Below are 23,940 nucleotides of genomic sequence, written 5' to 3'. Positions count from 1 at the left end.
CCGAAATTTATTGGGTTTAATAATGCCTTAGGCTCTTGCTAAATCGCCTCTTCCGTTTCGAGGTTAAACAGCATCTGCAGCGATTGTAGACAAACTCGACGGGCTTCGATATCCTGTTGGGCTCGCAGTTGCACCATCGGATCATGGAGAATTTTATTAACAATCCCCCGGGTCAAGGTTTCAATGACTTCCTGGTGCTTCTCTTCAAATTCTGCACCGAGGCGAGAGAGGGCTTTTTCCAGCTCCTGCTCCCGAATGCTTTCGACTTTGCTGCGTAGGGAACTAATGGTCGGAACGGTTTCGAGGGACTGCCACCATTGGATATAGTTTTCCACTTCCTCTTCTAAAAGGGCTTCGGCTTCTTCGGCCATTTTGCGGCGGGATGCTTGGTTTTGGGCCACTACTTCCTTGAGGGCGTCCACATTATATAAACGCACGCCGGCGATTTCTTCCACATCGGCAGCAACGTTAAGGGGCACAGAAATATCGATCAAAATTAACGTGTGAAGATCGAGATTTTCCAGTTTTGCCCGGTCGAGAATCGGTTCCGTCGCCCCGGTACTGGTAAAGACAATGTCCGCCTGTTCAACAACATTGAGCATCTCTGGCAACAGTTCTAATTGCAGATCCACATCGGGGAATTTTTTCGCGAGATCCCGCGCCCCCCGTTCGGAACGGTTGACGATAGTGATGTCTTCGGCTCCTTTAGAAACGAGGTGTTGCACCAACAGGCGCGACATTTTCCCGGCACCGATAATCGCAATTTTTTGATCGGAAAGATCCTTGACCTTCATCTGGGCCAATTCCACGGCGGCGGAGCTAATGGAAACGGCTCCGGTGCCGATGTTGGTTTCACTGCGGACGCGTTTCCCGGCAGTGATCGCCCGTTTGAACATCCGATCCAGTAAGCGGCCCAGACCTTTGTGCTGTTGGCCAAGTTTGTGGGCGGCTTTGACCTGGGCGAGGATTTGGCCTTCGCCGAGAACGAGGCTTTCTAGGCCCGCAGCGACTCGCAATAAATGACGAATGGCATCTTGGTGCAGCAGGGTGAAGAGGTAACGGCGCAGGCGGTTGAGTTGGAGTTGTCCTGTTTCCGCGAGAAATTGGCAAATTTCCCGCACGCCCTGTTCTGTTTCCTGCACGACGGCATAGATTTCAAGGCGGTTACAGGTACTGATAACGGCGACTTCCTCTACGTGGGGGTAGGATTTGAGGTGGGCGATCGCCTCGTCCATTTTCGCTTCTTGAATACTGAGTTTTTCGCGGATTTCGACGGGGGCTGTTTTATGACTCAGGCCAACAACAACGATATTCATGGGGTTTTCTCTAAAGGTTTGATCTCTCTAGGGCTCCAACATCCAAGGGAAGCGCAGAGTTCTATTAAAGGATTTTTTTAACTTCCTATGCAATGTAGTCTCCGAACATTTAGGGACAAAAGGTTTTGTAAAGAAAATTTATGTAACTTTACGGCATCCCAATCGCTGACAGCGCACGAAAAAAAGGCGACCCCTCGTTGGCGATCGCCCTTTTGTTGCAGACAGATTAAACTCCAATGATCGCCGTCAAGTTTGATCCTAGAGTTGAATGTTTTGGGGGTTGTCCCACATGTGAATGGTATCCACGAAGCGAGCCGTCATGGATTGGCTAGAAATAACCAGAGACTGGGTGCGTGCGCCACCATGGAACAGACGAACCCCTTCCATGAGGGTGCCGGGGGTAATCCCACAGGCCGCAAACAGAACCGTTTCACCGGAAGCTAATTCTTCTGCTTCGTAAACCTTGTCCGGATCTTCAACGCCCATGGACTTGAGGCGTTTGATATTTTCTTCGCGATTCCAGTCCGCACTTTCGGGGGTATTCACATCGGCGGGATCGTAAATCAGTTGCCCTTGGAAGTGACCACCCAAACAACGCATCGCGGCGGCACTGATCACCCCTTCTGGAGCGGCCCCAATTCCCATCAGCGCATGGATGTTCGTCCCAGCAAAGGCAGCACAAATTGCTGCAGAAACGTCCCCATCGCTAATCAAACGAACCCGGGCGCCAGTGGCCCGAATTTCTTTGATCAGATCTTTGTGACGGGGGCGATCCATCACGATGATGACTAATTCTTCTGGGCTACGATTTAAGCACTCAGACAAAATTTTGATGTTTTCGGTGGCTGACTTGCGAATGTCAACTTTCCCTTTGGCGGCTGGGGGCGCGGCCAATTTTTTCATGTAGTAGTCGGGGGCATGGAACAGACCGCCTTTTTCGGAAATGGCGAGGACTGCCATGGAACCGGGTTGACCATTGGCGACGAGGTTGGTGCCTTCACAGGGGTCAACGGCAATGTCAATTTCAATCAGTTCATCGGGGTTGCAATAGGCTTTGGCATCTTCACGGGTACAGATACCGACTTCTTCACCGATGTAAAGCATGGGGGCATCATCCCGCTCCCCTTCACCGATAACGATGCGACCGCGCATATGAATTTGATTCATCCGTTCCCGCATGGCTTCAACGGCCACTTGGTCGGCGGTATCTTTTTCGCCCATCCCCATCCATTTGGCAGAGGCGATCGCCGCTTGTTCGACAACTTCAATAATTTCTAAACCGAGGGTGCTTTCCACGCTTTTTATCCTCCAGACTGCGACTGTTGATCAAAACCACCAGTCATTTAGTTTTTTGTAAACACCCCAAAGTCTATCAGAGAAGGGCGATCGCCTCAGAAGATTCCCAGAAAAGTTTTTCCTTTAAATATCTCCGGATGGGCTAGAGAAAATAGGTCGTTAAGGTTTCATATAGAAGGGTGAGATTGGTTTGGCGATAGTCGTGCTGGAGGGAGTTTGCAGGGGGCGTGTTTTGGGCAAGTCGCCGCAAATTTGCTTGGATTTGTGAAAAATCCCGATAACGATTTTGCAGTCCCTTCAGGATCGGGCAAATGACGGGGGAAGTCAGGATATTTGGATCGGCTCCCTGGGGCATGAGGGGGAAATGTTTGAGGTGATTAAAGTGGGTTTGGGGTAAGGTGGCGATCGCCTGGATAATTTCTTGGCAACATTCCCGGGTAAATTCCTGGGCGAGGTAACGCTGGATAGACGGTTGCAGGCCAAAGTAGGGGCGATGATTTTCTTTTTTCTCCAGGAGGAAACGTCGGTCAAGGGAGCGCACCGCATCCCAAACTTCACTGGCAAAGGGCATTTCTACATGAAAGTTAGCCTGCAGTTGTTCGAGGGTAATGGATTTGCCCCACAACATCAGCCAGTAGAGCACTTCCTGTTCGGAGTTGCTAATGCGGCAGGTGAGATTGTAGAGGATATCCCGTAGGGTATTGCCACCGATAATTGTTTCTTGGTTTTGAAATTGCGCCACAGAACCGCCGTACCATTCTTGAATCCCCGTGGCAATTAGCCGGAGCTTGAGGGGGTTGCCGCGATAGGTCTCGACCAAATCAGCCCAAAGCTCTGGGTCTTGGAGGTTATATTCCTGGAGGATTTGCTGGGCGACTAAATTACTGAGGCCTTCGACGGTGATCAATGTGACCCTGGGGTTATCCGTGGCTAAGGCTTCGATGGCGGGGGAATGTTCCCGGGAAATCACGACAACGGTGCCAGCTAGACTCTGGTGGGCGATCGCCTCTAAAAATTCCACATACATTACGTGTTGCGGTTGATAGTTCCCCGACAGACAAGCGGTGGCAAAGAGTAGTTCCCAGTGGTCAAAGACTAAAATCTTCGGCTGCTGTTGCAAATGATTCTGGAGTTGGGCGATCGCCCCGTCAGGGTGTTCTTCTAAAGCCCATTCCTGCTGAATCAAAGCCCAATTGTGATCAAACATGAGGCGATCGCTGAGGTTACACCAGAGCGTGTTTTCCTGGAGTGGTGGGTGGTGCCGGAGCACTTCGCTGACAAGGGTGGTCTTTCCCAGGCCGCCACCCCCTAGCACGAAGATTAATGAAATATCCCTTTGTTGGAGCCGTTGCCCTAGGGTGCGCAGGGTTGACTCTTGGTTATAAAAATGATTCTTGTTTCTCGGAATCCCTTGGTACTGGGGTGGTGTTGGGGCTGGCACTTGGGACTCCGTCGTTGCGGCCATACCGTTGGGCACGATTTTATCGACCGCTGCCTTTTCTTGTTCCGAGAGCTGCTCATATTTAGTGGTCAAAGCCAACTGGAGTGAACGAATCCCCACCCGTTGGTTACAATAACGTCCGAGGCGTTTCCAAAGATCCGGAGCAATAACCCGTTTTACATAGCTGTGGGAATAGCCATCGATCTGAATATCTTTTAATTTGTACCCTTCTAACGCCCGTAATAATAGCTCTTGACGCAGTCCATCCAGGGGGTCCCCGTGTTTGTGACTAAGCCAAATACAAAGCTGAAGAAGCGTAAGGTTGGTCATGTGGCGTTATTCGATGAAATGTTAGGTGACGGCTGCAATGGACAATGCTCTGCCACACACTAAGGCAACTATCTAAGAGTTTATCTGTATTCCTTTCCTTCCTGGTGTCCTTGACCAAAAGTTGTGAATAATATGACTTTGTGAATAAAATGACTTTCTGCAGTTGCCAATAAAGAGCAAAATGTTGCAGAAAATGCATTGTGAGCATTTTTGAGTTGCTTCATTTTTGACCATTCGGTCAAGATAAAAAATGCATTGTCAGAGCCGTTAAGCATTAATCGTGATTGGCCGTCACTTTTATGCAAAATTTGGATGCAAAATATTCATCGCAGCGATGGTGAGAGTAAGGGACTTTTGGCGATCGCCTAGGTCTTAAGGAAAATCCTTTAGGATCAAAAAAGCATTGCGCAAGCGAAAAACGTCACCGAAATTGATGGGATCAGTTATGGAAATTAGTGCAGCATTACCCGCCTTTGTGATTACGTTGCGGGAGGGCTTTGAAGCGGCCCTGGTGGTGGGCATTGTCTTGGCTTGTCTGGCGAAAGCGCAGCAGATGTCCCTCCAAAAGTGGGTCTATGGTGGCATTGGTGCCGGGTTGGGGGCGAGTGTCCTGGTGGGCTGGGGTCTGTGGGGGCTGCTGTTACAGGTGGCAACGGCGGATGGAGCCTATGCGCCAGTTTTTTAAACAAATCCTCGAAGGGAGTTTTGGGGTTGTGGCGATCGCCATGTTGAGTTGGATGCTCATTTGGATGACCCGCCAGGCCAAATCTTTAAAGTCCGACGTCGAAGGGGCATTGCAAGCGGCACTCCAGGACAGAGAAACGGCGGCCTGGGCTGTTTTTTCCCTGATTTTTATTGCGGTACTCCGGGAGGGATTTGAAACGGTGATTTTTATCGTGGCCCAATTCCAAGGAGGATGGCTGCCGCCGAGTCTTGGGGCGATGGCTGGCTTGACTGTGGCAACGGTGCTAGGGTTTCTCCTCTTTGCCCTGGGGGTACGGCTGAATATCAAGTTATTTTTTCAGGTGATGGGAATCTTTCTGCTGCTGATTATTGCGGGGCTGGTGGTCGGTGTTTTAAAGCACATCGATGCGGCGATCGCCCTTTTCGCCCAGATCCAAACCCAATATCAAGCCCTCTGCATTTCCCCTGCCCCAGCCTGCGTTTTGGGGATTCAGCTTTGGGATTTGTCAGAAACTTTACCCGACAAACAGTTTCCGGGGATTCTGCTGAAATCTTTGTTGGGTTATCGCCAAAAAATTTATCTGGCCCAGGCGATCGCCTATGTGCTCTTTCTCAGTTCCGTTGGCACACTCTATCTTTATAGCCTCGGTTTGTTCCGTAGACTCGATGTCCCTTCAGTGAAACAACCCTAGGGAAATCGTTTTAGCTAATCATCGTAATCATACGAACGCACGCGACCACATTGCCGCAACAAATAGGGAGGCACTGGGTTGCCGCGATAATATTCCTGTCGCCACCGGGCTGGTAAGCAACTAGCATCGATGCCGTAGTCAAACCCGCGCTGATAACGGTAGTTGTTGTAATTGTTGTAGTTACGATCAAAAAGAACACCGAGAATAATGTCACGGATCAAACTGTCATTTCCCCTAGGCAGACCGAAGGTTTGAAACAGGCTCCGACGCAGATTTTGGTCACGTCTTAGGAAGTAAAAAAGCTCGCGGGGAATACGATTGTTGTAATTGCGATCAATGTCATTAAAAATTCTATCCCAGGAAGAAATTTCATCTCGCCAGTCGTATCGACGGTATTGATCTCGATAGCGATCATCGTCGTCATCGTCATAATCATCCCAGTCATCATCGTCATCATAATCCCAACGATATCTATAGTATTCGTAGGAATTTTCGGGGGTGTTGTTTCTTCTGGGGTCAGCGGCGGCGGGCAATGTGGGCAGTAGTGACCCCAAAGTCAGGAGGGGAATAAGGCCCAGCAGTACCCATTGACGTGTGAAGGGTTTCATGGTGCTAAATATCCTGCTTAACTCAATCCTTGTGTAAAAGTCCATGACAGGTTAAGCCACGGAAAAGTTTCCCAATGGGCGTGAAATTAATAATGTAAAAATTTGTACTAATTGCTGTTTTACCGTGGCGAAAAACATCAAAAAAGCAAGCCTGGAATGATATTTTTCCAAAACTTGCCGATAATGAACTGTAACTTTTCTGAAATGAAAAATTGATCTGGTTTAAAAAACTGTTTTTAAAAATTCGAGCAATTCATCCCAGGATTTGAGATCCGCTTGGGGGTCATAATCGCTAGAATCCCACTTGGTAAAAGAGTGCAAGCCACCCCCATAGATTTCCATGTCGTAGGTCACGCCTGCTTCGTTTAAATCTGTGGCGAGGGCGGCCACCTCAGCGATGGGAGAGACAGGATCAGCGGAGCCATGGAGCACTAAAACGGAACCTGTGGTTTCACTGTAATCTTGGCCTTCTGGTAGGGCTAAGCCGCCATGGAAGGAAATGAAGCCGTCGAGATCTGCCCCTGACCGGGCCATTTCTAGTACCGCTGACCCCCCAAAGCAATAGCCCATGATGGCAACTTTTTCTGGGTCAACCCCTTCGAGTTGCTTGGCGACTTCTAAGCCTGATTGTAATCTTTCGCGCATCAGTTGGCGATCGCCATAGAGTTTGCCACTTTCTGCTTGGGATTCAGCGACATTTTTTGGTCGTACCCCCTGACCATACAGATCAAGGGCAAGTACCGTATAACCTTGGGTCGAGAGCATATTCGCGCGCATTTTCTCGTAGCGATTGAGGCCATCCCAGTCGTGCACGAGTAAAACAATCGGCTGATCATTCCCAAAGCCTTCGTTGCGGGCAACATACCCCTCAAAGGGTTGGTCATCGATGTTATAAACCAAAGGATAGGCAACAACATCCGCCTGGGCCGGCATACTGAAGCCAGCACCCACCATGAGCGTTAGGCCAAACAAGAGTTTTCGTAACATTTTCAAAGGAGTTCCCATCGAGTAAATCAACTAATTAACTCGTATTGTAGTGGTTTCAGACAATCACCCCTTGGCCTGGGGAAAGCGGGCGACAAAACTGAAGCTAAGCAGAAAAAGAGTTAAAAATTTCCTGAAAATCCCAACGTTAGCGATACAAAGGGGAAATTTTCGCGCAAAATAAAATCACTTGACTGCACCAATGGAGAAACTTAACTGTGGCTGTGGATTACGATATTGTCATCATCGGCGGTGGTTCTGGAGGCCTCGTGGTGGCCAGTGCAGCGGCCCAGTTAAAGGCAAAGGTGGCCCTGGTCGAAAAGGATCGCCTTGGGGGAGATTGCCTCTGGTATGGTTGCGTTCCCAGTAAGTCTTTTCTCCATGCGGCAAAAGTTGCCCACCAAGTGCGCCACGCAGGACGGGTCGGCGTTCATACGAAAGCGCCAGAAATTAATTTTTCAGAAGCAATGGGCCATGTACAAAAGGCGATCGCCACCATTGAACCCCATGATTCTCCAGAACGATTTGAGGGGCTTGGGGTCGAGGTGATTTTTGGCGATGGCCAGTTTCTCGACGGCAAAACTTTTCTCGTCAATGGTCGCAAGCTAACGGCCCGCGCCTTTGTGATTGCCACCGGGTCACGGCCTGCTGTCCCCCCCGTCGAAGGGCTCCAGGAAGCGGGCTTTATTACCAATGAACAGGTGTTTTCCCTCACAGAGCAGCCAGCATCCCTTGCGGTGATTGGGTCAGGGCCGATTGGCTGTGAGTTGGGGCAAGCCTTCCACCGTTTGGGGACAGAAGTGACTCTGTTTGCGAGCCGCGATCGCCTTTTGCCCAAAGAAGACCCCGACGCCGCCGCCGTCCTGGAGCAACAATTTAACCAAGAAGGAATCACCATTCTGAAAAATGCCCGGTTAAAACGGGTAGCAGTGGTCAAGGGCAAAAAACACCTCTACACCGAGGATGATTCCCAGGTGGCGGCGATCGCCGATGAAATTCTCCTGGCCACGGGCCGCACTCCCAATATCAAGTCCCTCAACCTAGAAGCCGCTGGAGTGGACTACGACAGTCAAGGCATCCATGTAAACGAAAAACTCCAAACGACCAATGGTCGGATCTATGCTTGCGGCGATGTGATTGGGGGCTATCAGTTTACCCATGTGGCGGGTTACGAAGCCGTTGTGGTACTCCAAAATGCCCTGAATCCACTGCAATTATTTCTCAAAAGCGTCAATTATCGGGTGATTCCCTGGGCAACCTTTACCGATCCGGAGGTGGCACGGGTTGGCATGACCGAGGAACAAGCCCGTAAACGTTACGGTGATGTGCTGATTTTGAAAGTGCCTTTCGCGTCAGTGGATCGCGCCCAGGCGGAGGATTCTACCGTGGGCTTTAATAAGTTGATTGTGCGTCATAACGGCGAAATCCTAGGGGCGCATCTGGTAGGGCCAATGGCAGGGGAGCTGATCCATGAAATTGTTCTGGCGATGACCTATCGCTTACCGGTTTCGGCCTTAACGGGGATTCATGTTTACCCGACCCTGAGCGAAATTAATAGTAAAACGGCGCTGTTACTCTCCAAGAAAAAATACGCCGATAACGAAAAACTTCAAAATTTCTTGACCGAATTCTTTAAGTTTCTGCGCTCTTTGTAGGCCGCCAAATCGCATCGGCAATTTTCGCCACATCGATCATTTCTGGGCCATCATGCACCCGGAGGATATCAGCTCCAAAGGCGATCGCCCCGGCACAGGCCGCCGCCGTCCCCCACACCCGTTGCGTGGGATCTGGTTCGTTGAGGATGTGGCCAATGAAACTTTTGCGAGATGGCCCCACCAGCAGAGGATAACCTAAAGCGCGAAAATCCTGGAGCTGGCGGATTAGATCGTAATTTTGCAGAGCCGTTTTCGCAAAACCAATGCCCGGATCGAGGATCAGGTGATTTTTCGGGATGCCCAATTTTAGGGCGGCAGCGATGCGCCCTTGGAAAAAGGTTTTCAGATCGGCAATCAGATCTTGGTAGTCCGTCAGGCTTTGCATGGTTTCGGGTGTGCCCCGGATGTGCATCAAAATAATTGGCACGTTTAAATCCCGTACCACTGTCAGCATTTGCGCGTCAAAGGTCGCCCCAGAAATATCATTAACAATATCGGCCCCAGCGGCGATCGCCTCTTTTGCCACGGTTGCACGGGTGGTGTCGATGGAAATCACCGTTTGAAATTTTTCTCGAAGCGCTCGAATCACAGGAATTGTCCGGTCTAACTCTTCCGCGAGGGAAATTTGTGCCGCACCGGGTCGGGTCGATTGACCACCAATGTCAAGAATATCAATGCCAGCAGCGACCATTTTTTCCGCTTGGGCCAAGGCCGAAGCAACGGAATTAAACTGACCTCCATCACTAAAGCTATCGGGGGTGACATTGAGAATCCCCATCACATAGGTGCGATCGCCCCAGGTAAAAGTTTGATTCCGGAGGGTAAGCGGTTCCATCGGTTTAAAGCTCCACAATCACAGGGGTATGGTCACTGGGTTTTTCCCAACCGCGCGGCTCCCGGTCGATCCAACAGCGTTTTGCCTGGCCGTAAAGCTTTTTCGTCAGATAAATGTGGTCAATGCGCCAGCCACGATTCCGACTAAAGCCCCGGGTCCGATAATCCCACCAGCTAAATTGATCTGCATCTTGGTTAAATTTGCGGAACACATCCTGAAAGCCGAAGCCTAGAATCTCCGTGAGTGTTTCCCGTTCTGCGGGGGAAGCCATAATGTGATCGGGTTTTTTCGGCATATAAATATCCCGGTCTTCAAGGGCAATATTAAAATCACCGCACATTAAAATCTCTCGATCGTCTTTGCACAATTCTTTTAAGTAGGCCTTGAGAACCTCAAACCAGCCCAGCTTGTAGTCATATTTTTCGCTACCGACGGCGGAACCATTGGGCACATAGAGATTCACCACCCGCACATCGCCAATCACCCCAGAAATCACCCGTTTCTGCGCGTCAAAATCCTGGGCGATCGCCGCCCCGACCACAGGCGTAAAACCAATGATCACATCCTGGAGCGGTTCCCGACTGAGGAGAGCAACGCCATTGTAGGATTTTTGGCCAGAGATCGAGGTGTGATACCCCAGGGCTTCAAAGGGCTGCCGGGGAAAATCTTCATCTACCACCTTTGTTTCTTGGAGACAGAGCAGATCAACCCCCGTTTGTTCTAACCATTGGCAGATGTGGGTTTGACGAGAACGCACCGAGTTCACGTTCCAGGTTGCGATTTCCATGGGCTTCGAGAATTGGACTTAGTTAATTTAGCGTAGTTTGCGGCCAGGAATCCGACTGATAGCTAGGCGATCGCCTTTTATTGCATGAATGCCAACTGATAATTAATAGTGATAAAACTTGTCTGAAATAATTATTGGGTTTCTTCATATCAAAACTAATTAGCAAAAAAGACGTGATCGTTGCGGCGAGAAGTGGAGCGAGAAATTCGTAAAAACTCCTATTTTCTTTGTAAAGATAAGGTTTTTGGTCTCATGGAGTGATTGGCCAGGGCAACTTTTTACAAAAGTTAACTTGACTTTACTGAGAATAATTGTAGGATAAAGCCAATCCTTTATTGCTAAATATATGCGATAAGTGATTAGCCTGATTAGTTTTAACGACCACTCTTTTTAAAATCACGATGCAAACCTACGATAATCCAGACGTTAAATACGAATGGTGGGCAGGCAATGCCCGGTTTGCTGACCTTTCCGGTCAGTTTATTGGTGCCCACGTAGCCCATGCTGCCTTAATTGTTTTCTGGGCAGGGGCCTTCACGTTGTTCGAAATTTCTTACTTTGACCCGACCCTACCCATGGGCGAGCAAAATTTAATCCTCTTGCCCCATTTAGCCACCCTTGGCCTGGGCATTGAAGGAAACGGTGCGATCAATACAGAGCCTTATTTTGTCATTGGTGCAATTCACCTAATTTCTTCAGCGGTACTGGCGGCAGGGGGATTGTTCCATGTGTTGCGTGGCCCCCAAGATCTCAAAACAGCCACCGGCCCAGCCCGTCGTTTCCATTTTGATTGGGAAGACCCGAAGCAATTGGGTTTAATTTTGGGCCATCACTTACTGTTGCTGGGACTGGGTGCTTTCTTGCTCGTAGTGAAAGCGATGTACTTTGGCGGTTTGTACGACACAGCGACCCAAACCGTGCGCTTGGTTACAGAGCCGACCCTCGATCCGGCGGTGATCTACGGGTATCAAACCCACTTCGCCACCGTTGATAATCTCGAAGATATCGTTGGTGGCCATATTTATGTGGGTGTGCTGCTTGTGGCTGGGGGAATTTGGCACATTCTCGTGCCGCCACTCCAGTGGGCAAAAAAGGTGCTCCTGTTCTCTGGGGAAGCGATTTTGTCCTATTCCCTGGGGGCGATCGCCTTGGCGGGATTTGTGGCCGCCTACTTCTGCGCAGTGAATACCACGGCCTATCCCGTTGAATTTTATGGGCCTGTTCTCGATGTCAAACTCAGCATTGTGCCTTACTTTGCCGACACCATCGAGCTCCCCATGAACGAACACACTTCCCGTGCCTGGTTAGCCAATGCCCATTTCTTCTTTGCCTTTTTCTTCCTCCAGGGGCACCTCTGGCACGCCCTCCGCGCCATGGGCTTTGATTTCCGTCGAGTCGAAAAAGTCCTTAGCGATCCACTGGATGCCTAGGTTTTTTTAACCGCTACACATCAACTTAGTAAAAGTTTTCCTCTCATAGACAATCGGGTTCCATGCAGTGATTTGGAACCTTTTTTCTTTCTCCTAACGCGACTCTTTTTAGAGTAATTGATTTTTCAATTCAAACAACTTTCTAAAGCAAGATTACGGTTTTAATCATGTCAAAAATTGGTTTATTTTTCGGCACACAAACAGGCAACACAGAAGAACTTGCCCAAGCGATCCAAGCGGCCTTTGGTGGTTCAGATATTGTCGAACTTTTTGATGTGGCTGAGGTTGATATCGAAGCACTACGGGATTTTGATCAGCTGATCATTGGTTGTCCAACCTGGAATGTGGGAGAACTACAGTCAGACTGGGAAGCCCTCTATGATGATCTCGATGACGTAGACTTTTCAGGAAAAACCATTGCCTATTTTGGGGCTGGGGATCAAGTGGGCTATGCCGACAATTTTCAGGATGCCATGGGCATTTTAGAAGAAAAAATTACCAGCCTTGGCGGGAAAACCGTAGGCCAATGGCCCACCGCTGGTTATGACCACAGCGAATCCAAAGCGGAACGGGACGGTAAATTTGTCGGTTTGGCGATCGATGAAGATAATCAACCGGAATTGACGGCAGAACGTATTCAAGCTTGGGTTGCCCAACTTAAACCAGCCTTTGGTCTGTAGAACGCTTGATTAATGTCATTCAGGGGAGGAGCTTGTTGTACTCTTCCTCTGGTGGAATCAAAAGGAATTCGGTAAAGGGATTTTTCCAAATAAATTTTTTAATCAATAACAACAATAAAAAATTATTCTAAAAATAAAAATGTACCAAACCAATGATGTGCTGTGGTTAAACGTTAATCCCGCTTTTAAATCCTTTGATATACCTCTCCTGAAGGTATTAGCAAAAAAACACTCAGTTCACTATTGGGAATATCAGCAATCGATGGACGAAGCCCGTTCCCTTGATGATGTTTTAGTCTTGCTTCATGATTACCTCAAGCAGTGCGATCGCCCCGTTCATTTACTAGGCCATGGCACTGGCGGATTAGTGGCCTTGCTCTATGGCGATCGCCACCCAGAACGGGTGAAATCCCTGACCTTGCTGTCGGTAGGGGCTTATCCGGCGGTGGATTGGCAGGCCCATTATTATGCCCAGTTGCGCCTGTTACCTTGTCCGAGAAGTATTCTCCTAAAGCAGACCGTTTACAACCTATTTGGGATTCAACCGCCAGCCACCGTTTATCAACTGCGGGACGTGCTCGAAGCCGACCTCAAAACGGCCCTGCCTCTCCACACCCTTTGTCGGAATCAATCTTTGCCGCCCCGCTCGGTCTCAATGCCTTTGTTGGTTTGTGGGAGCAGTGATGATGTGGTGATTGATCAGAAACTTCAAACAGATTGGCAGCCTTGGCTCAAGCCGGAGGATACCCTGTGGCAATGCCCCCAAGGTCGATACTTTTTCCATTATTTTTATCCTGAAAAAGTGGCCCATAAAATTTCGACTTTCCTGCAACTCAAGCAATCGGCCCTAACAGCGACAGTTTAAAAATAGTGACCAGATTTCTAGTGAATGTTCAATTGGCGATCGCCTAATTCTTTTCAGAAGGTTGAATGTTCCAAGAAAGTTGGAGTTGATGCTGGCGTGCCCAGGCCAAAAACAAATCACTAGGAATAATCTGCTCGACGGGATAGAGACCGGGCTGGTTAATTTGCTCACCCAAAACTAACTCCGCCACCAGAGCAACCCCTAAGCCAGCGGCGATCGCCGTGTGTTTATGAACAAAATCCACCGTAACCTGCTGGGGCGTACCATCTTTTATGCCGCTAACAATCGCTCGCATCGCCACCCCAACCCCCGTAAAGGGATCCGTGAGCTTAGTCATGCCGTAGCCAATTTTGCTGAGACCTTGAATGATGCGGGGATGTTGGCGTAATGATTCCGGTAATAGGGTCATGGCCCGCGTCAGCTGATTATAAAAATTGGGCAGAGAACCAAATTTTGTGACCACCGTTTCTACCGGAAAAGACTCAGCAAAGGTAAAAGTTTCCGCCACATCAAACCAATACACCGTCGTTTTGCCAATGGGTGCCGGGAAATCGATAATCGTCGGCTTGGAATAGGGTTGTTTGGCTTGCCAAGTGCCCCCTTGGAACACCAGAAAAGGTTCTCCTAACCCCAGAAAAGTCGTGGTCAGCACCGTTTCTCCAGCGCCTCCGGAACCTGCGACACCATAATAAAGCTCAATTTGGTGAGGTTCGTCGAGCTGCTCTACACCGAGGCGCACCATACTGTTAGAGATCCCCGGAAAGACCCCTGCATTGCACACCGCGATAATTCCGGCTTCCCTGGCGGCTTGGGTCAGGGGTTTGAGCTTTTGGTACAGGCAACGGTGATCACTAACGTCAATGTAATTTTTGCCTTGGTGGATGCAGGTTTGTAGGACTCGCCCATCCCGGCGGTGAAATGGCCCCGCACAGTGAATCACCAGATCATGGTTGGCGATCGCCTTTTCTAAAGCTGCTAAATCTTCTAAATCAAGGCGCAGAAATGTTCCCTGGAGCGCCTTTGCTGTCTGCCCAGAACGTCCCGTAACTGTCACCGCACCCAGGGGGGCGATCGCCGCTGCCACCCGTTGACCGATGCGGCCCGTGCCCCCCAAAATCAAAATCTTCCTTACCATCGGCGCTATCCTGTACTCTGGCTGCCACACCCTGGGCATTTTATCAGGCCGCTCCCTGGGACAGTAGACAACGACCCACCACGCCACCGCAAGCCTGAGCCTAAAAAATCCAATTTTCCCCGCCAGGTTGCCCCTAGGCTCGGATAATATTTAAGGTAGAAACGCCATTTGTTGCCAAGCCCATGGATTGAAAAGAATAGGTCTGGTTCAAAGGACGACAATGTAGACTAAGCTAAAACAGTCCCCCTGGGTCACTGCGCTTGAGGACAACGCCTCACCTTCTTGACCATCAATATTGATTTAAAATTTTTACCTAGTTTTTGATTCTTTTTTAACGATTCTGCGTTCATTATGGATAACAAAATTGCAGTCTTTCACCCCACGGGCATTTTTGATAATATTAAATCCCTTGAGTTTAAAGATGATTTACTCAAAAGTATTACCGAGGAAAAAAAGAAGTTGTTGTCCTTGATTTTGCTGGAATCACATTTATGGACAGTGCCGGCCTCGGATCATTGGTTTTATTATTAAAAACGGTGCGCTCCCACGGGGCGAAAATGATTTTATGTAACGTCAATGAACAGGTACAAATGCTGTTTGAGTTGACCAATATGAACCGTGTGTTTGAAATTTTTGCGACCCAAGCAGACTTCTTTGAACAGCAGGCAGCGCAATCCTAAACAAGCCCCAAAAAGCCGAAGCGATCGCCGTAATCTTTTGTTGATTTTTTTATTGATTTTGCGGCCCCGTAAAGAACTGTAATACATTTAATGAACCCCTAAACGCTTCCTGTCACCGTCGCCATTACCTATGACTTTTTCTTCGGTTGTCCGTTTTTTGAGCCGCGCTGCCCTCACCGCAGAATTAAACCAAAAGCTCCAGACCCAAGGGGAACTCGCATTAAGTGGCCTGCCAAGACTCCCCAAAGGACTGTTGGCCTCAAGTTTGGCGCAGTTGCAGGAGAAAAATTTATTAGTAGTCTGTGCCACCCTAGAGGAAGCCGGACGTTGGGCGGCCCAATTAGAGGCCATGGGCTGGGGGCAGGTCTTGTTTTATCCCACCTCGGAAGCGTCCCCCTACGAGGCCTTTGATCCAGAGTCAGAAATGATCTGGGGGCAGATGCAAACCCTAGGGGCGATCGCCCAGGGTCAGTCGTCTAATGCTGGTAAGGGCATGGTCGTGGTGACAACGGAGCGCGCTCTCCAGCCCCATCTGCCACCCCAAACGGTTTTCCAAGATTATTGTTTGACCTTAACGCCGGGAGAAGAACTCGATCACGCCGGGGCGATCGCCACTCAGTTAACGCGCCTGGGTTATGAGCGGGTGAACATCGTCGAAACCGAAGGCCAATGGACTCGTCGGGGGGATATTGTTGATATTTTTCCGGTGTCGGGGGAGTTACCGATCCGCTTAGATTTTTTCGGTGATCAGCTCGAAAGCATCCGGGAGTTTGACCCCAACAGCCAGCGTTCCCTCGATAAAGTAGACCAACTGGTTTTGACCCCCACGGCCTGGGCTCCTTTAATTGGTCAACAGATCCTTGATCCGGCGGATCTCCCTTTAACCCCAGAGGAAAAAGAACAATGGGCGGATGGTGTTTACCCGGAGGGAATGCAACGCTTTTTAGGGATCGCCTTTGCGGATCAGGTGGCCTCGATTCTGGAATATTTACCCGAAAATACCTTGGTGGCCATCGATGAACTCTCCCAATGTCTGGCCCATGGCGATCGCACCTACGAAACCAGCGAGGCCCAGTGGCAGTTACTCAATGGCGACTTTCCCTTGCCGAAAATTCACCGCAGGGTGCAAGAAAATTTCGACCAAGTCAGCCAACGGTATCAAAAAATCACTTTGGCAGAACTTGATGATGTCAGTGAAACCAGTGTTAACTTGTCCAGTCGCCCGGTGCCCATTACACCGCACCAGTTTGGTAAATTAGCAGAAATTTTGCGGGGTAAACGGGAAATCTACAGCACCATTACCCTCGATAAATACAATGCTTGGCTGGTCTCGGCCCAACCCTCACGCTCTGTGTCCCTACTCCAGGAACATGACTGCGCCGCCCAGTTCATCCCCAACCCTAGGGATTATCCCGCCATCGAAAAGCACCAACGCCAAGGCACGGCGATCGCCCTCAAATACAAAGGCCAGGCAGAACTCGAAGGTTTTATTCTACCCACCTTTAGAATTGCCGTTGTTACCGACCGAGAATTCTATGGCCAACACGCCCTCACCACCTTTGGTTACATCAGAAAACGTCGGCGGGCCGCCTCAAAAACCGTTGACGTTAATAAGCTCAATCCCGGTGATTATATTGTCCACAAAAGCCACGGTATTGGTCGCTTTATTAAAATTGAAACCCTGCAAAGTCGAGAATATTTAGTTCTCAAATATGCCGATGGAATTTTGAGAATTCCCGCAGATTCTCTAGATACCCTGTCCCGCTATCGCCACACCGCCAAGGGGCGTCCGGAACTCCACCGCATGGGCGGCAAAACCTGGGAAAAAACCAAGGCCAAGGTCAGAAAGTCCGTTAAAAAGCTGGCCGTTGACCTGTTGAAAATCTATGCCCAGCGGGCGGAAATGAAGGGCACAACCTACCCAAGCGATGCCCCCTGGCAACAGGAAATGGAGGATTCTTTCCCGTACCAAGCAACCCCAGACCAACTGAAGGCCGTTCAGGATATTAAGCGGGATCTCGAAAGCGATCGCCCAATGGATCGTCTCGTTTGTGGCGATGTGGGATTTGGGAAAACAGAGGTGGCGATCCGGGCCATTTTTAAGGTGGTGACTGGCGGCCATAAACAGGTGGCTCTCTTGGCACCGACCACAATTTTGACCCAACAGCATTACCACACTTTAAAAGAACGCTTTTCTCCCTACCCGATCAATATTGGCCTTTTAAACCGCTTCCGCACCACCTCCGAACGCAAGGACATTTTGGAGCGGCTCCACAAGGGCGAATTAGACATTGTGGTCGGCACCCAACAACTCCTCGGCAAAGACGTGCAATTTAAGGATTTAGGTTTGCTTGTGGTCGATGAAGAACAACGCTTTGGGGTGAATCAAAAGGAAAAAATTAAGGCCCTCAAAACGAAGGTCGATGTTTTGACGTTGTCCGCCACCCCGATTCCGCGCACCCTGTATATGTCCCTGTCGGGCATTCGGGAAATGAGCCTGATCACCACGCCACCGCCCTCCCGTCGCCCGATCCAAACCCACGTGTCCCGCCATAACCCCGAAATTATCCGTACTGCGATTCGCAATGAATTAGATCGGGGCGGACAAATTTTCTATGTGGTGCCTCGCGTTGAAGGGATTGAGACCATTGCCACCCAATTACAAGAAATGATTCCCTCGGCGCGGGTGGCGATCGCCCACGGTCAGATGAACGAAGCCGACCTCGAAACGACGATGTTGACCTTTAATAATGGCGAGGCGGATATTCTTCTCTGTACGACCATTGTGGAGTCTGGCTTAGATATTCCCAGGGTGAACACGATTATCGTCGAAGATGCCCAAAAATTTGGCCTCTCCCAGCTCTATCAACTGCGGGGTCGGGTGGGACGCTCCGGGATCCAGGCCCACGCGTGGCTCCTTTATCCGAGCAAAGGGGAACTGACCGAAAAAGCCCGGAAACGATTGCGCGCCTTGCAGGAATTTAGTCAACTGGGTTCTGGTTATCAATTGGCGATGCGGGATATGGAAATTCGCGGCGTGGGAAATCTCCTTGGGGCAGAGCAGTCCGGGCAAATGGAGGCCATTGGCTTTGATCTGTACATGGAGATGCTCCAGGATTGCATCAGTGAAATTCGCGGCCAGGAAATTCCCCAGGTGGATGACTGTCAGGTGGATCTACGGCTCACGGCTTTTATTCCGAGCAACTACATCACCGATGCCGACCAAAAACTTGATGCCTATCGTCTGATTACCCAGGCCAACTCCAAACCGGAACTGATGCAAATTGCTGCCGATTGGGGCGATCGCTACGGTAAATTACCCCCCTCGGTCGAGCAACTGCTCCAGGTCATTGAGTTAAAAATGATTGCCAAATCCCTTGGTTTTGCGCGCATCAAACCCGAAGGCAAACAAAATATCGTCCTAGAAACGCCCATGGAGGAACCCGCCTGGCAGCGCTTCGCCGAAAAGTTACCGTCCCATCTCCAGTCCCGCTTTGTGTACACCTCTAAAAAAGTGACGGTGCGGGGTTTGGGGGCGATGAAACCTCAGCAACAGTTGGATAGTCTTATCGAGTGGCTCGGCAGAATGCAGGGGGTGTTAGAGGAAGCCAAGGTATAACGGAACCATCAAAGAAAGCTAAATTTTCAAGCGCAATGGAGAAAATCAATGGTATTTCATAAATGCTTCATCCATGGCTGTAGAGCGCTGGTTTTACTCGGATTAATCTGGTTTTGTCTGACCCCAGCGGCGATCGCCTTACCAGTCCCCGCTCAACAGCCCCTCCAGGAAATGCAGATCCATCTGGGTACAACCAGTGGCGCCCTACGATTTGTCCCTGATCAGTTAGAATTTGTCGCTGGCCAACGCTACAAATTACTCCTCGACAATCCCAGCAATCAAAAACACTACTTCACGGCCAAGGATTTTGCCGATACCAGTTGGACTCAAAAAGTCGAAGCGGGCAAGGTGGAAGTAAAAGGAGCGATTCACGAACTCGAACTCAAACCAGGGGCGATCGCCGAATGGATCCTGATTCCCCAAAAGACAGGCAAATTTGAACTGCATTGTTCTGTCCCTGGCCATGCCGCAGCAGGGATGGTTGGCACCATTCAAGTCATTGCTGATTCGTAAAAAAACTCCCTCAAATCAAGAGGGAGCTGTGGGGGATAGTTGTGGACAATTTTAAAAAACTTAACTGAGCACCAGGGGCGATTTTAGACAGCTTCGAGGTCTTTTTCGCCAGTCCGGATCCGCACAATTTGATCCACAGGAGAAATAAAGATTTTCCCGTCGCCGATTTCCCCAGTCCGGGCCGCCGCAACAATTTTGTCAACGACTGCATCTACTTGATCATCATCGATGACAATCTCAATCTTGAGCTTTTGGAGGAATTCAACGGTGTACTCAGAACCGCGATATCTTTCTGTTTGTCCTTTTTGGCGACCGAAACCGCGAACTTCAGAAACGGTCATGCCGACGATGCCTGCATTGACGAGGGCGATTTTGACTTCATCGAGTTTGAAGGGGCGAATAATGGCTTCTACTTTTTTCATTGAAGTGATGACTCCTCTTAAATAGTCTGAAAATAATGAAAAATAATGAATTAAGTGCGTGAGCTACCTTGTTTTAGCATCACAGGTAAAAAGATATCGTTAGATTCAAGACAATTGTACAGGCTAAATTTTGCTGTCCTCGATTTTCGGTGCATTCCTTAACCATGTTTCGACTACCGGAGGTAGGCTACAACGCTGACGAGTTCTGGGATTGATCGCCACATGGCGGGTAAGGGCTGTGGCCAGGGGCGATTCTGGGGGGGAGTCTTGATTTTCCTTAAAAATCCGGTAAGAAATCTTAAATTGGCGAGAATTTTCAAGTTCTGGGTAAAGCTGAATGTCTAGGCGATCGCCCCAGGTAATTGGCCGAAAAAAATCGATGGCACTATGGACAATGGGCAGGGCAACGGTTCCCTCCCGGAGTAACCCAGACCAATCCATACCGTTCTCTGTGAGACATATTTCATAGGCCTCGTGGCAAATATGGAGAAGCTGGGCAAAATAGACCACCCCGGCGGCATCAGTATCCGCCAAATGAATGGTTCGTCGATAAGCGTAAGCCATAAACTTCGATTCCGAAATCTCTATGGGACAATAAAAGCGTTGTGCCGCAAAAATGACGATGTCTGCTCCAGGCCCCTACCAAAGTAAACTCTTTAACTTTCTCAATCGTCAATCGATCCAGTGGGGAAGCCGACTGACCCAGGCCGCCCGCCGCCTCAAAATTACGGTGGAGTGGGGTAGCCAAATCGCTCTGTATCCGCTGTATCTACTGGCGCAAACCAGCCGCGTTGCGGTGCGTCAAATTGCCGCCGCCCAAACAGAACGCAAACGCCTTGCCCTCGCGGAGGCAGCGACCCAAACATCGGATTTTCCCATCAGCATTTCTGGAGGTGACGGTACAACTCAGCCCCCCCTCCAAGGCATTGCCTGCGACCTCAAAACCCAGGACATTTTATTTGTCGATCAAGACAATCACACCGTTGAACCCCAGCAATCCCAAACGGAGCTACAGCGACAAATCAGTTTTCACCTCGGCAGCGTTAACTATCAAAAAAGACAGCAGGATCTCGCGAGCCAAACCCCAAATCCTCGGATTCTCCCGCCCGTGCATCACCACAATCCCCGGCTTCTCGCTCCGGTACGTTGGTTGATGCAGGGTTTAAGTTGGCTTGAACAAAGTCCGGTGGCGATCGCCATTGATCTCTTCGGTGAATCCCATTGGCACACGGCGGTGGTTCCCCCCGAAATTTATTCGCCCCAGCTTTTACCCCCGTTGCCCCTCGCCCCAGTGCTTAAGCCCCTGGATCAACGGCTAGCCCAGTTAGAACAGCGGGTTTTGGCGCCCACGGTTCCCGCCGAAGCCTTACCACCTCTGCAACGTTTTTTTCGCAACTGGTTTAAGATTCAACCCGCCACCAGTGCCATCACGGCCCCTGACCCCGTTGTTACCCCCAAGCCTTGGCTAACCTGGGCCGACCTCTTCCAAGCCAAAACAAAGTCTGCTGAGGCTATTGATCAAGCTAATCTTAATTCGCCTCAGGCTCAACTGAGTCCACTGCCGCCATTGATCACAACTTTAGACCAACCAATTTCTCGCCCTGAATCGGGGGCGATCGCCACAGTTGAATCCCAGACCCAGAGCCTCACCCAGCCGGATGCCCCCCCCAATGCGACGGAGATCGAGGCGAAACCGGAGTGGATAGAAGCGGAGGCCCTCAGCGTTGGTTACGAGCAACATTTTTTGGAGCGGCTTTTAAAGGCGGTGGATCACCTTTTGGCTTGGGTTGAACATACGGCCAGCCAACTCTTTAAAAAACTAAATCAGCTTAGGAAATAAACAAAACCAGTCAATAGCGCTGCGACAAGTAAATGTCATCAGGATCGGTAGCCCAGCAAGCTAAAATTGGAGTGTTTTCAAAAACCTTAGCACTCTCGGATTATGGTGGCGATCGCACTTGTGGGTAAAGGACTAAAAAGTCTAGGGCTAGGCGCGTTAGCATTGGCTTCTGGAGCCGCAATTATTACCCTGCAACAGTTCCGTCTCAATAATTTGAAGCAAGCCACCGACTTAACCCCAGAAATTGTCGAGCGTCAGGCACAAACGGAAGCGGCCAGTTTAGACCTGTGGCAACAACTGCCCACCTACGGTTACGACAATTTAATTTCTGATTGGATTTTTCTGCGATTTTTACAATACTTTGGGGATGATGAGGCGCGAAAATTGGGGAATTATCGCCTCAGTGCGGATTATTTTGAGGTCATCGTCGATCTCGATCCTTGGTTTAAGGAAGGCTATTACTATCTATCGGGGAGCAGTTCCCTCTACGCTGGTACCCCAGACCGCACCGTCGAGTTGTTAAATCGTGGCCTGGCCGAGATGACCCCTACTGTCCCGGATCAAAGTTTTTATCTCTGGCGCATGAAAGCCATTGACGAGCATCTTTTCCTCGGTGATATCCCCGCCGCTATTCAATCCTATAAAACGGCGGCAGCTTGGGCGGCCTACTATGATGACCCCGAAAGTCAAAATGCCCAACAACGCTCTGAGGCCAGTGTTGCCTTTTTGGAACGGGATCCCCGCAGTATTATGGCGCGGGTAACGGCTTGGTCGTCGATTTTGGGGCAGGCGCGGGATGTGGAAACCCAGAGACGGGCGATCGCCGAGCTAGAGGCGATGGGGGTCATTGTTCGCATTGATGAAAATGGCAGACCCCGCTTTCAGGTGCCGCCGGAGATCCTAGAGGCGGAAAAAGAAGCGTTCCAAATTGAGGAAAATTAAAGATTTGATGACCCAGAAAATTCCGCAAAGCACCGCTGGAATATTTCGATAAATCCTTGGATCTGTTGGGGGCTGTGGGTCGCCATCACCGACACGCGAATGCGGCTGGTAGGGACTGTTGGCGGGCGAATGGCGGGAGCAAAAAAACCTGCGGCTAAAAGGCGATCGCCCATGGCTAGTGCTTGCTGGGGATTAGCGAGACCAAAACAAAGTACCGCCGACTCAGAAGGCACCAATTCATGGTTCCCAAGGGCGCTTTTTAACTGACGAATGTTTTCCCAGAGTTGCTGCCGCCGTTGGGGTTCTGCCTGCAAAATATGAATCGCGGCGAGGGCGGCCGCCGTATCCGCTGGGGAGAGTCCGGTGGTGTAAATCCAAGTCGAAGCACGGTTACGGAGAAAATCAATCAGAGCTTTACTGCCCGCCACATAGCCGCCGAGACTGCCCAGGGCTTTGCTGAGGGTGCCCACTTGAATAAGCGGTTGCTGGGTACAGTGAAAATGTTCTACGACTCCGGCACCTTTTTGGCCCAAAACCCCAGTTCCGTGGGCCTCGTCCACAAGTAACATGGCGGAAAATTCCTTGGCGATCGCCAACAGTTCGGGCAGTAAACAAAGATCGCCATCCATACTAAAAACGCTATCGGTGGTGATCAGGCAACGGCGGTAGTTTTGCCGATGGGTTTCGAGGAGCTGACGTAATGCGTCTAAATTGTTGTGGTCATATTCCAGCACCGTCGCACCGCTTAATTTTGCCCCATTTTTTAAACTCGAATGGTTGTACTGATCCCCTAAAATCAGGTCTTTTTTGTTGGTAATGGCGCTAATGGTGCCGAGGTTGGCTAGGTAACCGGAGCTAAATACCAGGGCATCTTCGGTTTGTTTGAGATTGGCGATCGCCTGCTCCAAATCCCGGTGGAGTTGTCGGTGGCCACTGGTAAGCCGAGAGCCTGTACTCCCCGTCCCCAGCGTCTTGGTGGCCGCTATGGCAGCATCAATTAAGCGGCGATCGCCCGCTAAACCCAGATAGTCATTGCTGGCAAAATTAACCACCGATTGACCATTTAAGGTGACCGTCGCCCCCGATTGACTGGTGATTGTTTTCGGTTGTCGATACCAATTTGCTTTTTTGATAGTGGCCAAAGCGGTCTCTAGCCAGCCATAAATAGGATCAGAATTCGCCATGA

General features: G+C 50.0%; 20 protein-coding genes and 1 pseudogene. 10 read left to right on the top strand and 11 right to left on the bottom strand.

Translation table 11 applies throughout. The annotated features are described in order from the left end of the window. Positions 1–38 precede the first annotated feature (38 nt). From AACR41_RS11420 to AACR41_RS11410, 3 genes are all read right to left on the bottom strand, one after another. Positions 39–1,316, bottom strand: coding sequence for a glutamyl-tRNA reductase (locus AACR41_RS11420; protein ID WP_030006516.1), 1,278 nt, complete (start codon positions 1,314–1,316; stop codon positions 39–41). A 258-nt stretch (positions 1,317–1,574) separates the two neighbouring features. After that, a complete protein-coding gene (gene glpX, locus AACR41_RS11415; protein WP_012306921.1) occupies positions 1,575–2,612 on the bottom strand; it encodes a class II fructose-bisphosphatase in 1,038 nt (345 codons plus the stop codon). A gap of 142 nt (positions 2,613–2,754) precedes the next feature. Continuing rightward, positions 2,755–4,383: an NB-ARC domain-containing protein gene (locus AACR41_RS11410; RefSeq protein WP_030006515.1), complete on the bottom strand. Its 1,629-nt coding sequence runs from the start codon at positions 4,381–4,383 to the stop codon at positions 2,755–2,757. 445 nt (positions 4,384–4,828) lie between these two features. On the opposite strand from AACR41_RS11410, the pseudogene AACR41_RS11405 reads away from it, so the two are divergent. Further along, positions 4,829–5,759, top strand: a pseudogene (locus AACR41_RS11405) (FTR1 family iron permease). A 14-nt stretch (positions 5,760–5,773) separates the two neighbouring features. Here the strand turns inward: AACR41_RS11405 and AACR41_RS11400 are convergent. Beyond that, a complete protein-coding gene (locus tag AACR41_RS11400; RefSeq protein WP_030006514.1) occupies positions 5,774–6,367 on the bottom strand; it encodes a hypothetical protein in 594 nt (197 codons plus the stop codon). A gap of 222 nt (positions 6,368–6,589) precedes the next feature. Then, positions 6,590–7,354, bottom strand: coding sequence for a dienelactone hydrolase family protein (locus AACR41_RS11395; RefSeq protein WP_030006513.1), 765 nt, complete (start codon positions 7,352–7,354; stop codon positions 6,590–6,592). Between the two features lie 215 nt (positions 7,355–7,569). On the opposite strand from AACR41_RS11395, the gene AACR41_RS11390 reads away from it, so the two are divergent. Next, on the top strand, positions 7,570–9,006 hold the full coding sequence (locus tag AACR41_RS11390) for a dihydrolipoyl dehydrogenase family protein (RefSeq protein WP_030006512.1): 1,437 nt from the start codon (positions 7,570–7,572) through the stop codon (positions 9,004–9,006). On the opposite strand, the gene folP is transcribed toward AACR41_RS11390, so the two are convergent. Together folP and xth are read right to left on the bottom strand one after the other, a co-directional pair. Then, positions 8,984–9,841, bottom strand: coding sequence for a dihydropteroate synthase (gene folP / locus AACR41_RS11385; protein WP_030006511.1), 858 nt, complete (start codon positions 9,839–9,841; stop codon positions 8,984–8,986). The two genes, AACR41_RS11390 and folP, sit on opposite strands and share 23 nt — an antisense overlap. A 4-nt stretch (positions 9,842–9,845) precedes the next feature. After that, the gene (xth, locus tag AACR41_RS11380; RefSeq protein ID WP_030006510.1) at positions 9,846–10,628 is read right to left on the bottom strand and encodes an exodeoxyribonuclease III; all 783 of its coding nucleotides are present in this window, start codon (positions 10,626–10,628) and stop codon (positions 9,846–9,848) included. Between the two features lie 401 nt (positions 10,629–11,029). On the opposite strand from xth, the gene AACR41_RS11375 reads away from it, so the two are divergent. The 3 genes from AACR41_RS11375 (at position 11,030) to AACR41_RS11365 (ending at position 13,603) form a co-directional block, all read left to right on the top strand. Continuing rightward, the gene (locus AACR41_RS11375; RefSeq protein ID WP_030006509.1) at positions 11,030–12,058 is read left to right on the top strand and encodes a chlorophyll a/b binding light-harvesting protein; all 1,029 of its coding nucleotides are present in this window, start codon (positions 11,030–11,032) and stop codon (positions 12,056–12,058) included. A 167-nt stretch (positions 12,059–12,225) separates the two neighbouring features. Continuing rightward, complete coding sequence (gene fldA / locus AACR41_RS11370) at positions 12,226–12,738, top strand: flavodoxin FldA (protein ID WP_030006508.1); 513 nt, start codon at positions 12,226–12,228, stop codon at positions 12,736–12,738. Between the two features lie 139 nt (positions 12,739–12,877). Then, complete coding sequence (locus tag AACR41_RS11365; RefSeq protein WP_030006507.1) at positions 12,878–13,603, top strand: alpha/beta fold hydrolase; 726 nt, start codon at positions 12,878–12,880, stop codon at positions 13,601–13,603. Positions 13,604–13,646: 43 nt separating this feature from the next. Here the strand turns inward: AACR41_RS11365 and AACR41_RS11360 are convergent, their stop codons facing one another. Continuing rightward, positions 13,647–14,738, bottom strand: a complete 1,092-nt coding sequence (locus tag AACR41_RS11360; protein ID WP_030006506.1) for a saccharopine dehydrogenase family protein — start codon at positions 14,736–14,738, stop codon at positions 13,647–13,649. Between the two features lie 491 nt (positions 14,739–15,229). On the opposite strand from AACR41_RS11360, the gene AACR41_RS16550 reads away from it, so the two are divergent. The 3 genes from AACR41_RS16550 to AACR41_RS11345 all read left to right on the top strand — a co-directional run bounded on the left by AACR41_RS16550 (position 15,230) and on the right by AACR41_RS11345 (position 19,550). Further along, entirely contained in the window at positions 15,230–15,418 is a 189-nt protein-coding gene (locus AACR41_RS16550; protein WP_229364864.1) for an STAS domain-containing protein, read from the top strand. 130 nt (positions 15,419–15,548) lie between these two features. Then, the gene (gene mfd / locus AACR41_RS11350; RefSeq protein WP_030006505.1) at positions 15,549–19,037 is read left to right on the top strand and encodes a transcription-repair coupling factor; all 3,489 of its coding nucleotides are present in this window, start codon (positions 15,549–15,551) and stop codon (positions 19,035–19,037) included. 48 nt (positions 19,038–19,085) lie between these two features. Next, the gene (locus AACR41_RS11345; protein WP_030006504.1) at positions 19,086–19,550 is read left to right on the top strand and encodes a plastocyanin/azurin family copper-binding protein; all 465 of its coding nucleotides are present in this window, start codon (positions 19,086–19,088) and stop codon (positions 19,548–19,550) included. An 83-nt stretch (positions 19,551–19,633) separates the two neighbouring features. Here the strand turns inward: AACR41_RS11345 and AACR41_RS11340 are convergent, their stop codons facing one another. After that, on the bottom strand, positions 19,634–19,972 hold the full coding sequence (locus AACR41_RS11340; protein WP_012306905.1) for a P-II family nitrogen regulator: 339 nt from the start codon (positions 19,970–19,972) through the stop codon (positions 19,634–19,636). 123 nt (positions 19,973–20,095) lie between these two features. After that, complete coding sequence (locus AACR41_RS11335; protein ID WP_030006503.1) at positions 20,096–20,536, bottom strand: acyl-CoA thioesterase; 441 nt, start codon at positions 20,534–20,536, stop codon at positions 20,096–20,098. A 52-nt stretch (positions 20,537–20,588) separates the two neighbouring features. Here AACR41_RS11335 and AACR41_RS11330 point away from each other — a divergent pair, with 52 nt between their 5' ends. Together AACR41_RS11330 and AACR41_RS11325 are read left to right on the top strand one after the other, a co-directional pair. Then, a complete protein-coding gene (locus AACR41_RS11330) occupies positions 20,589–21,812 on the top strand; it encodes a hypothetical protein (RefSeq protein WP_030006502.1) in 1,224 nt (407 codons plus the stop codon). A 102-nt stretch (positions 21,813–21,914) separates the two neighbouring features. Beyond that, the gene (locus AACR41_RS11325; RefSeq protein ID WP_030006501.1) at positions 21,915–22,754 is read left to right on the top strand and encodes a hypothetical protein; all 840 of its coding nucleotides are present in this window, start codon (positions 21,915–21,917) and stop codon (positions 22,752–22,754) included. On the opposite strand, the gene bioF is transcribed toward AACR41_RS11325, so the two are convergent. Continuing rightward, positions 22,751–23,938, bottom strand: coding sequence for an 8-amino-7-oxononanoate synthase (bioF, locus tag AACR41_RS11320; RefSeq protein ID WP_030006500.1), 1,188 nt, complete (start codon positions 23,936–23,938; stop codon positions 22,751–22,753). The genes AACR41_RS11325 and bioF overlap by 4 nt on opposite strands. Between the last annotated feature and the right edge of the window lie 2 nt (positions 23,939–23,940).

Origin of the sequence: Picosynechococcus sp. NKBG042902 (assembly GCF_963864045.1) — a bacterium.
GTDB lineage: Bacteria > Cyanobacteriota > Cyanobacteriia > Cyanobacteriales > MRBY01 > MRBY01.
The sequence above is the reverse complement of the archived record's forward strand: the minus strand, read 5'-3'. Positions and strand labels throughout refer to the sequence as shown.

What these genes read in the sequence shown, in the direction of transcription:
- AACR41_RS11420 (WP_030006516.1), bottom strand. Translation starts at nt 1,316, where the DNA reads ATGAATATCGTTGTTGTTGGCCTGAGTCATAAAACAGCCCCCGTCGAA.
- AACR41_RS11410 (WP_030006515.1), bottom strand. Translation starts at nt 4,383, where the DNA reads ATGACCAACCTTACGCTTCTTCAGCTTTGTATTTGGCTTAGTCACAAA.
- AACR41_RS11400 (WP_030006514.1), bottom strand. Translation starts at nt 6,367, where the DNA reads ATGAAACCCTTCACACGTCAATGGGTACTGCTGGGCCTTATTCCCCTC.
- AACR41_RS11395 (WP_030006513.1), bottom strand. Translation starts at nt 7,354, where the DNA reads ATGTTACGAAAACTCTTGTTTGGCCTAACGCTCATGGTGGGTGCTGGC.
- folP (WP_030006511.1), bottom strand. Translation starts at nt 9,841, where the DNA reads ATGGAACCGCTTACCCTCCGGAATCAAACTTTTACCTGGGGCGATCGC.
- xth (WP_030006510.1), bottom strand. Translation starts at nt 10,628, where the DNA reads ATGGAAATCGCAACCTGGAACGTGAACTCGGTGCGTTCTCGTCAAACC.
- AACR41_RS11375 (WP_030006509.1), top strand. Translation starts at nt 11,030, where the DNA reads ATGCAAACCTACGATAATCCAGACGTTAAATACGAATGGTGGGCAGGC.
- fldA (WP_030006508.1), top strand. Translation starts at nt 12,226, where the DNA reads ATGTCAAAAATTGGTTTATTTTTCGGCACACAAACAGGCAACACAGAA.
- AACR41_RS11365 (WP_030006507.1), top strand. Translation starts at nt 12,878, where the DNA reads ATGTACCAAACCAATGATGTGCTGTGGTTAAACGTTAATCCCGCTTTT.
- AACR41_RS11360 (WP_030006506.1), bottom strand. Translation starts at nt 14,738, where the DNA reads ATGGTAAGGAAGATTTTGATTTTGGGGGGCACGGGCCGCATCGGTCAA.
- AACR41_RS16550 (WP_229364864.1), top strand. Translation starts at nt 15,230, where the DNA reads ATGGACAGTGCCGGCCTCGGATCATTGGTTTTATTATTAAAAACGGTG.
- mfd (WP_030006505.1), top strand. Translation starts at nt 15,549, where the DNA reads ATGACTTTTTCTTCGGTTGTCCGTTTTTTGAGCCGCGCTGCCCTCACC.
- AACR41_RS11345 (WP_030006504.1), top strand. Translation starts at nt 19,086, where the DNA reads ATGGTATTTCATAAATGCTTCATCCATGGCTGTAGAGCGCTGGTTTTA.
- AACR41_RS11340 (WP_012306905.1), bottom strand. Translation starts at nt 19,972, where the DNA reads ATGAAAAAAGTAGAAGCCATTATTCGCCCCTTCAAACTCGATGAAGTC.
- AACR41_RS11335 (WP_030006503.1), bottom strand. Translation starts at nt 20,536, where the DNA reads ATGGCTTACGCTTATCGACGAACCATTCATTTGGCGGATACTGATGCC.
- AACR41_RS11330 (WP_030006502.1), top strand. Translation starts at nt 20,589, where the DNA reads ATGACGATGTCTGCTCCAGGCCCCTACCAAAGTAAACTCTTTAACTTT.
- AACR41_RS11325 (WP_030006501.1), top strand. Translation starts at nt 21,915, where the DNA reads ATGGTGGCGATCGCACTTGTGGGTAAAGGACTAAAAAGTCTAGGGCTA.
- bioF (WP_030006500.1), bottom strand. Translation starts at nt 23,938, where the DNA reads ATGGCGAATTCTGATCCTATTTATGGCTGGCTAGAGACCGCTTTGGCC.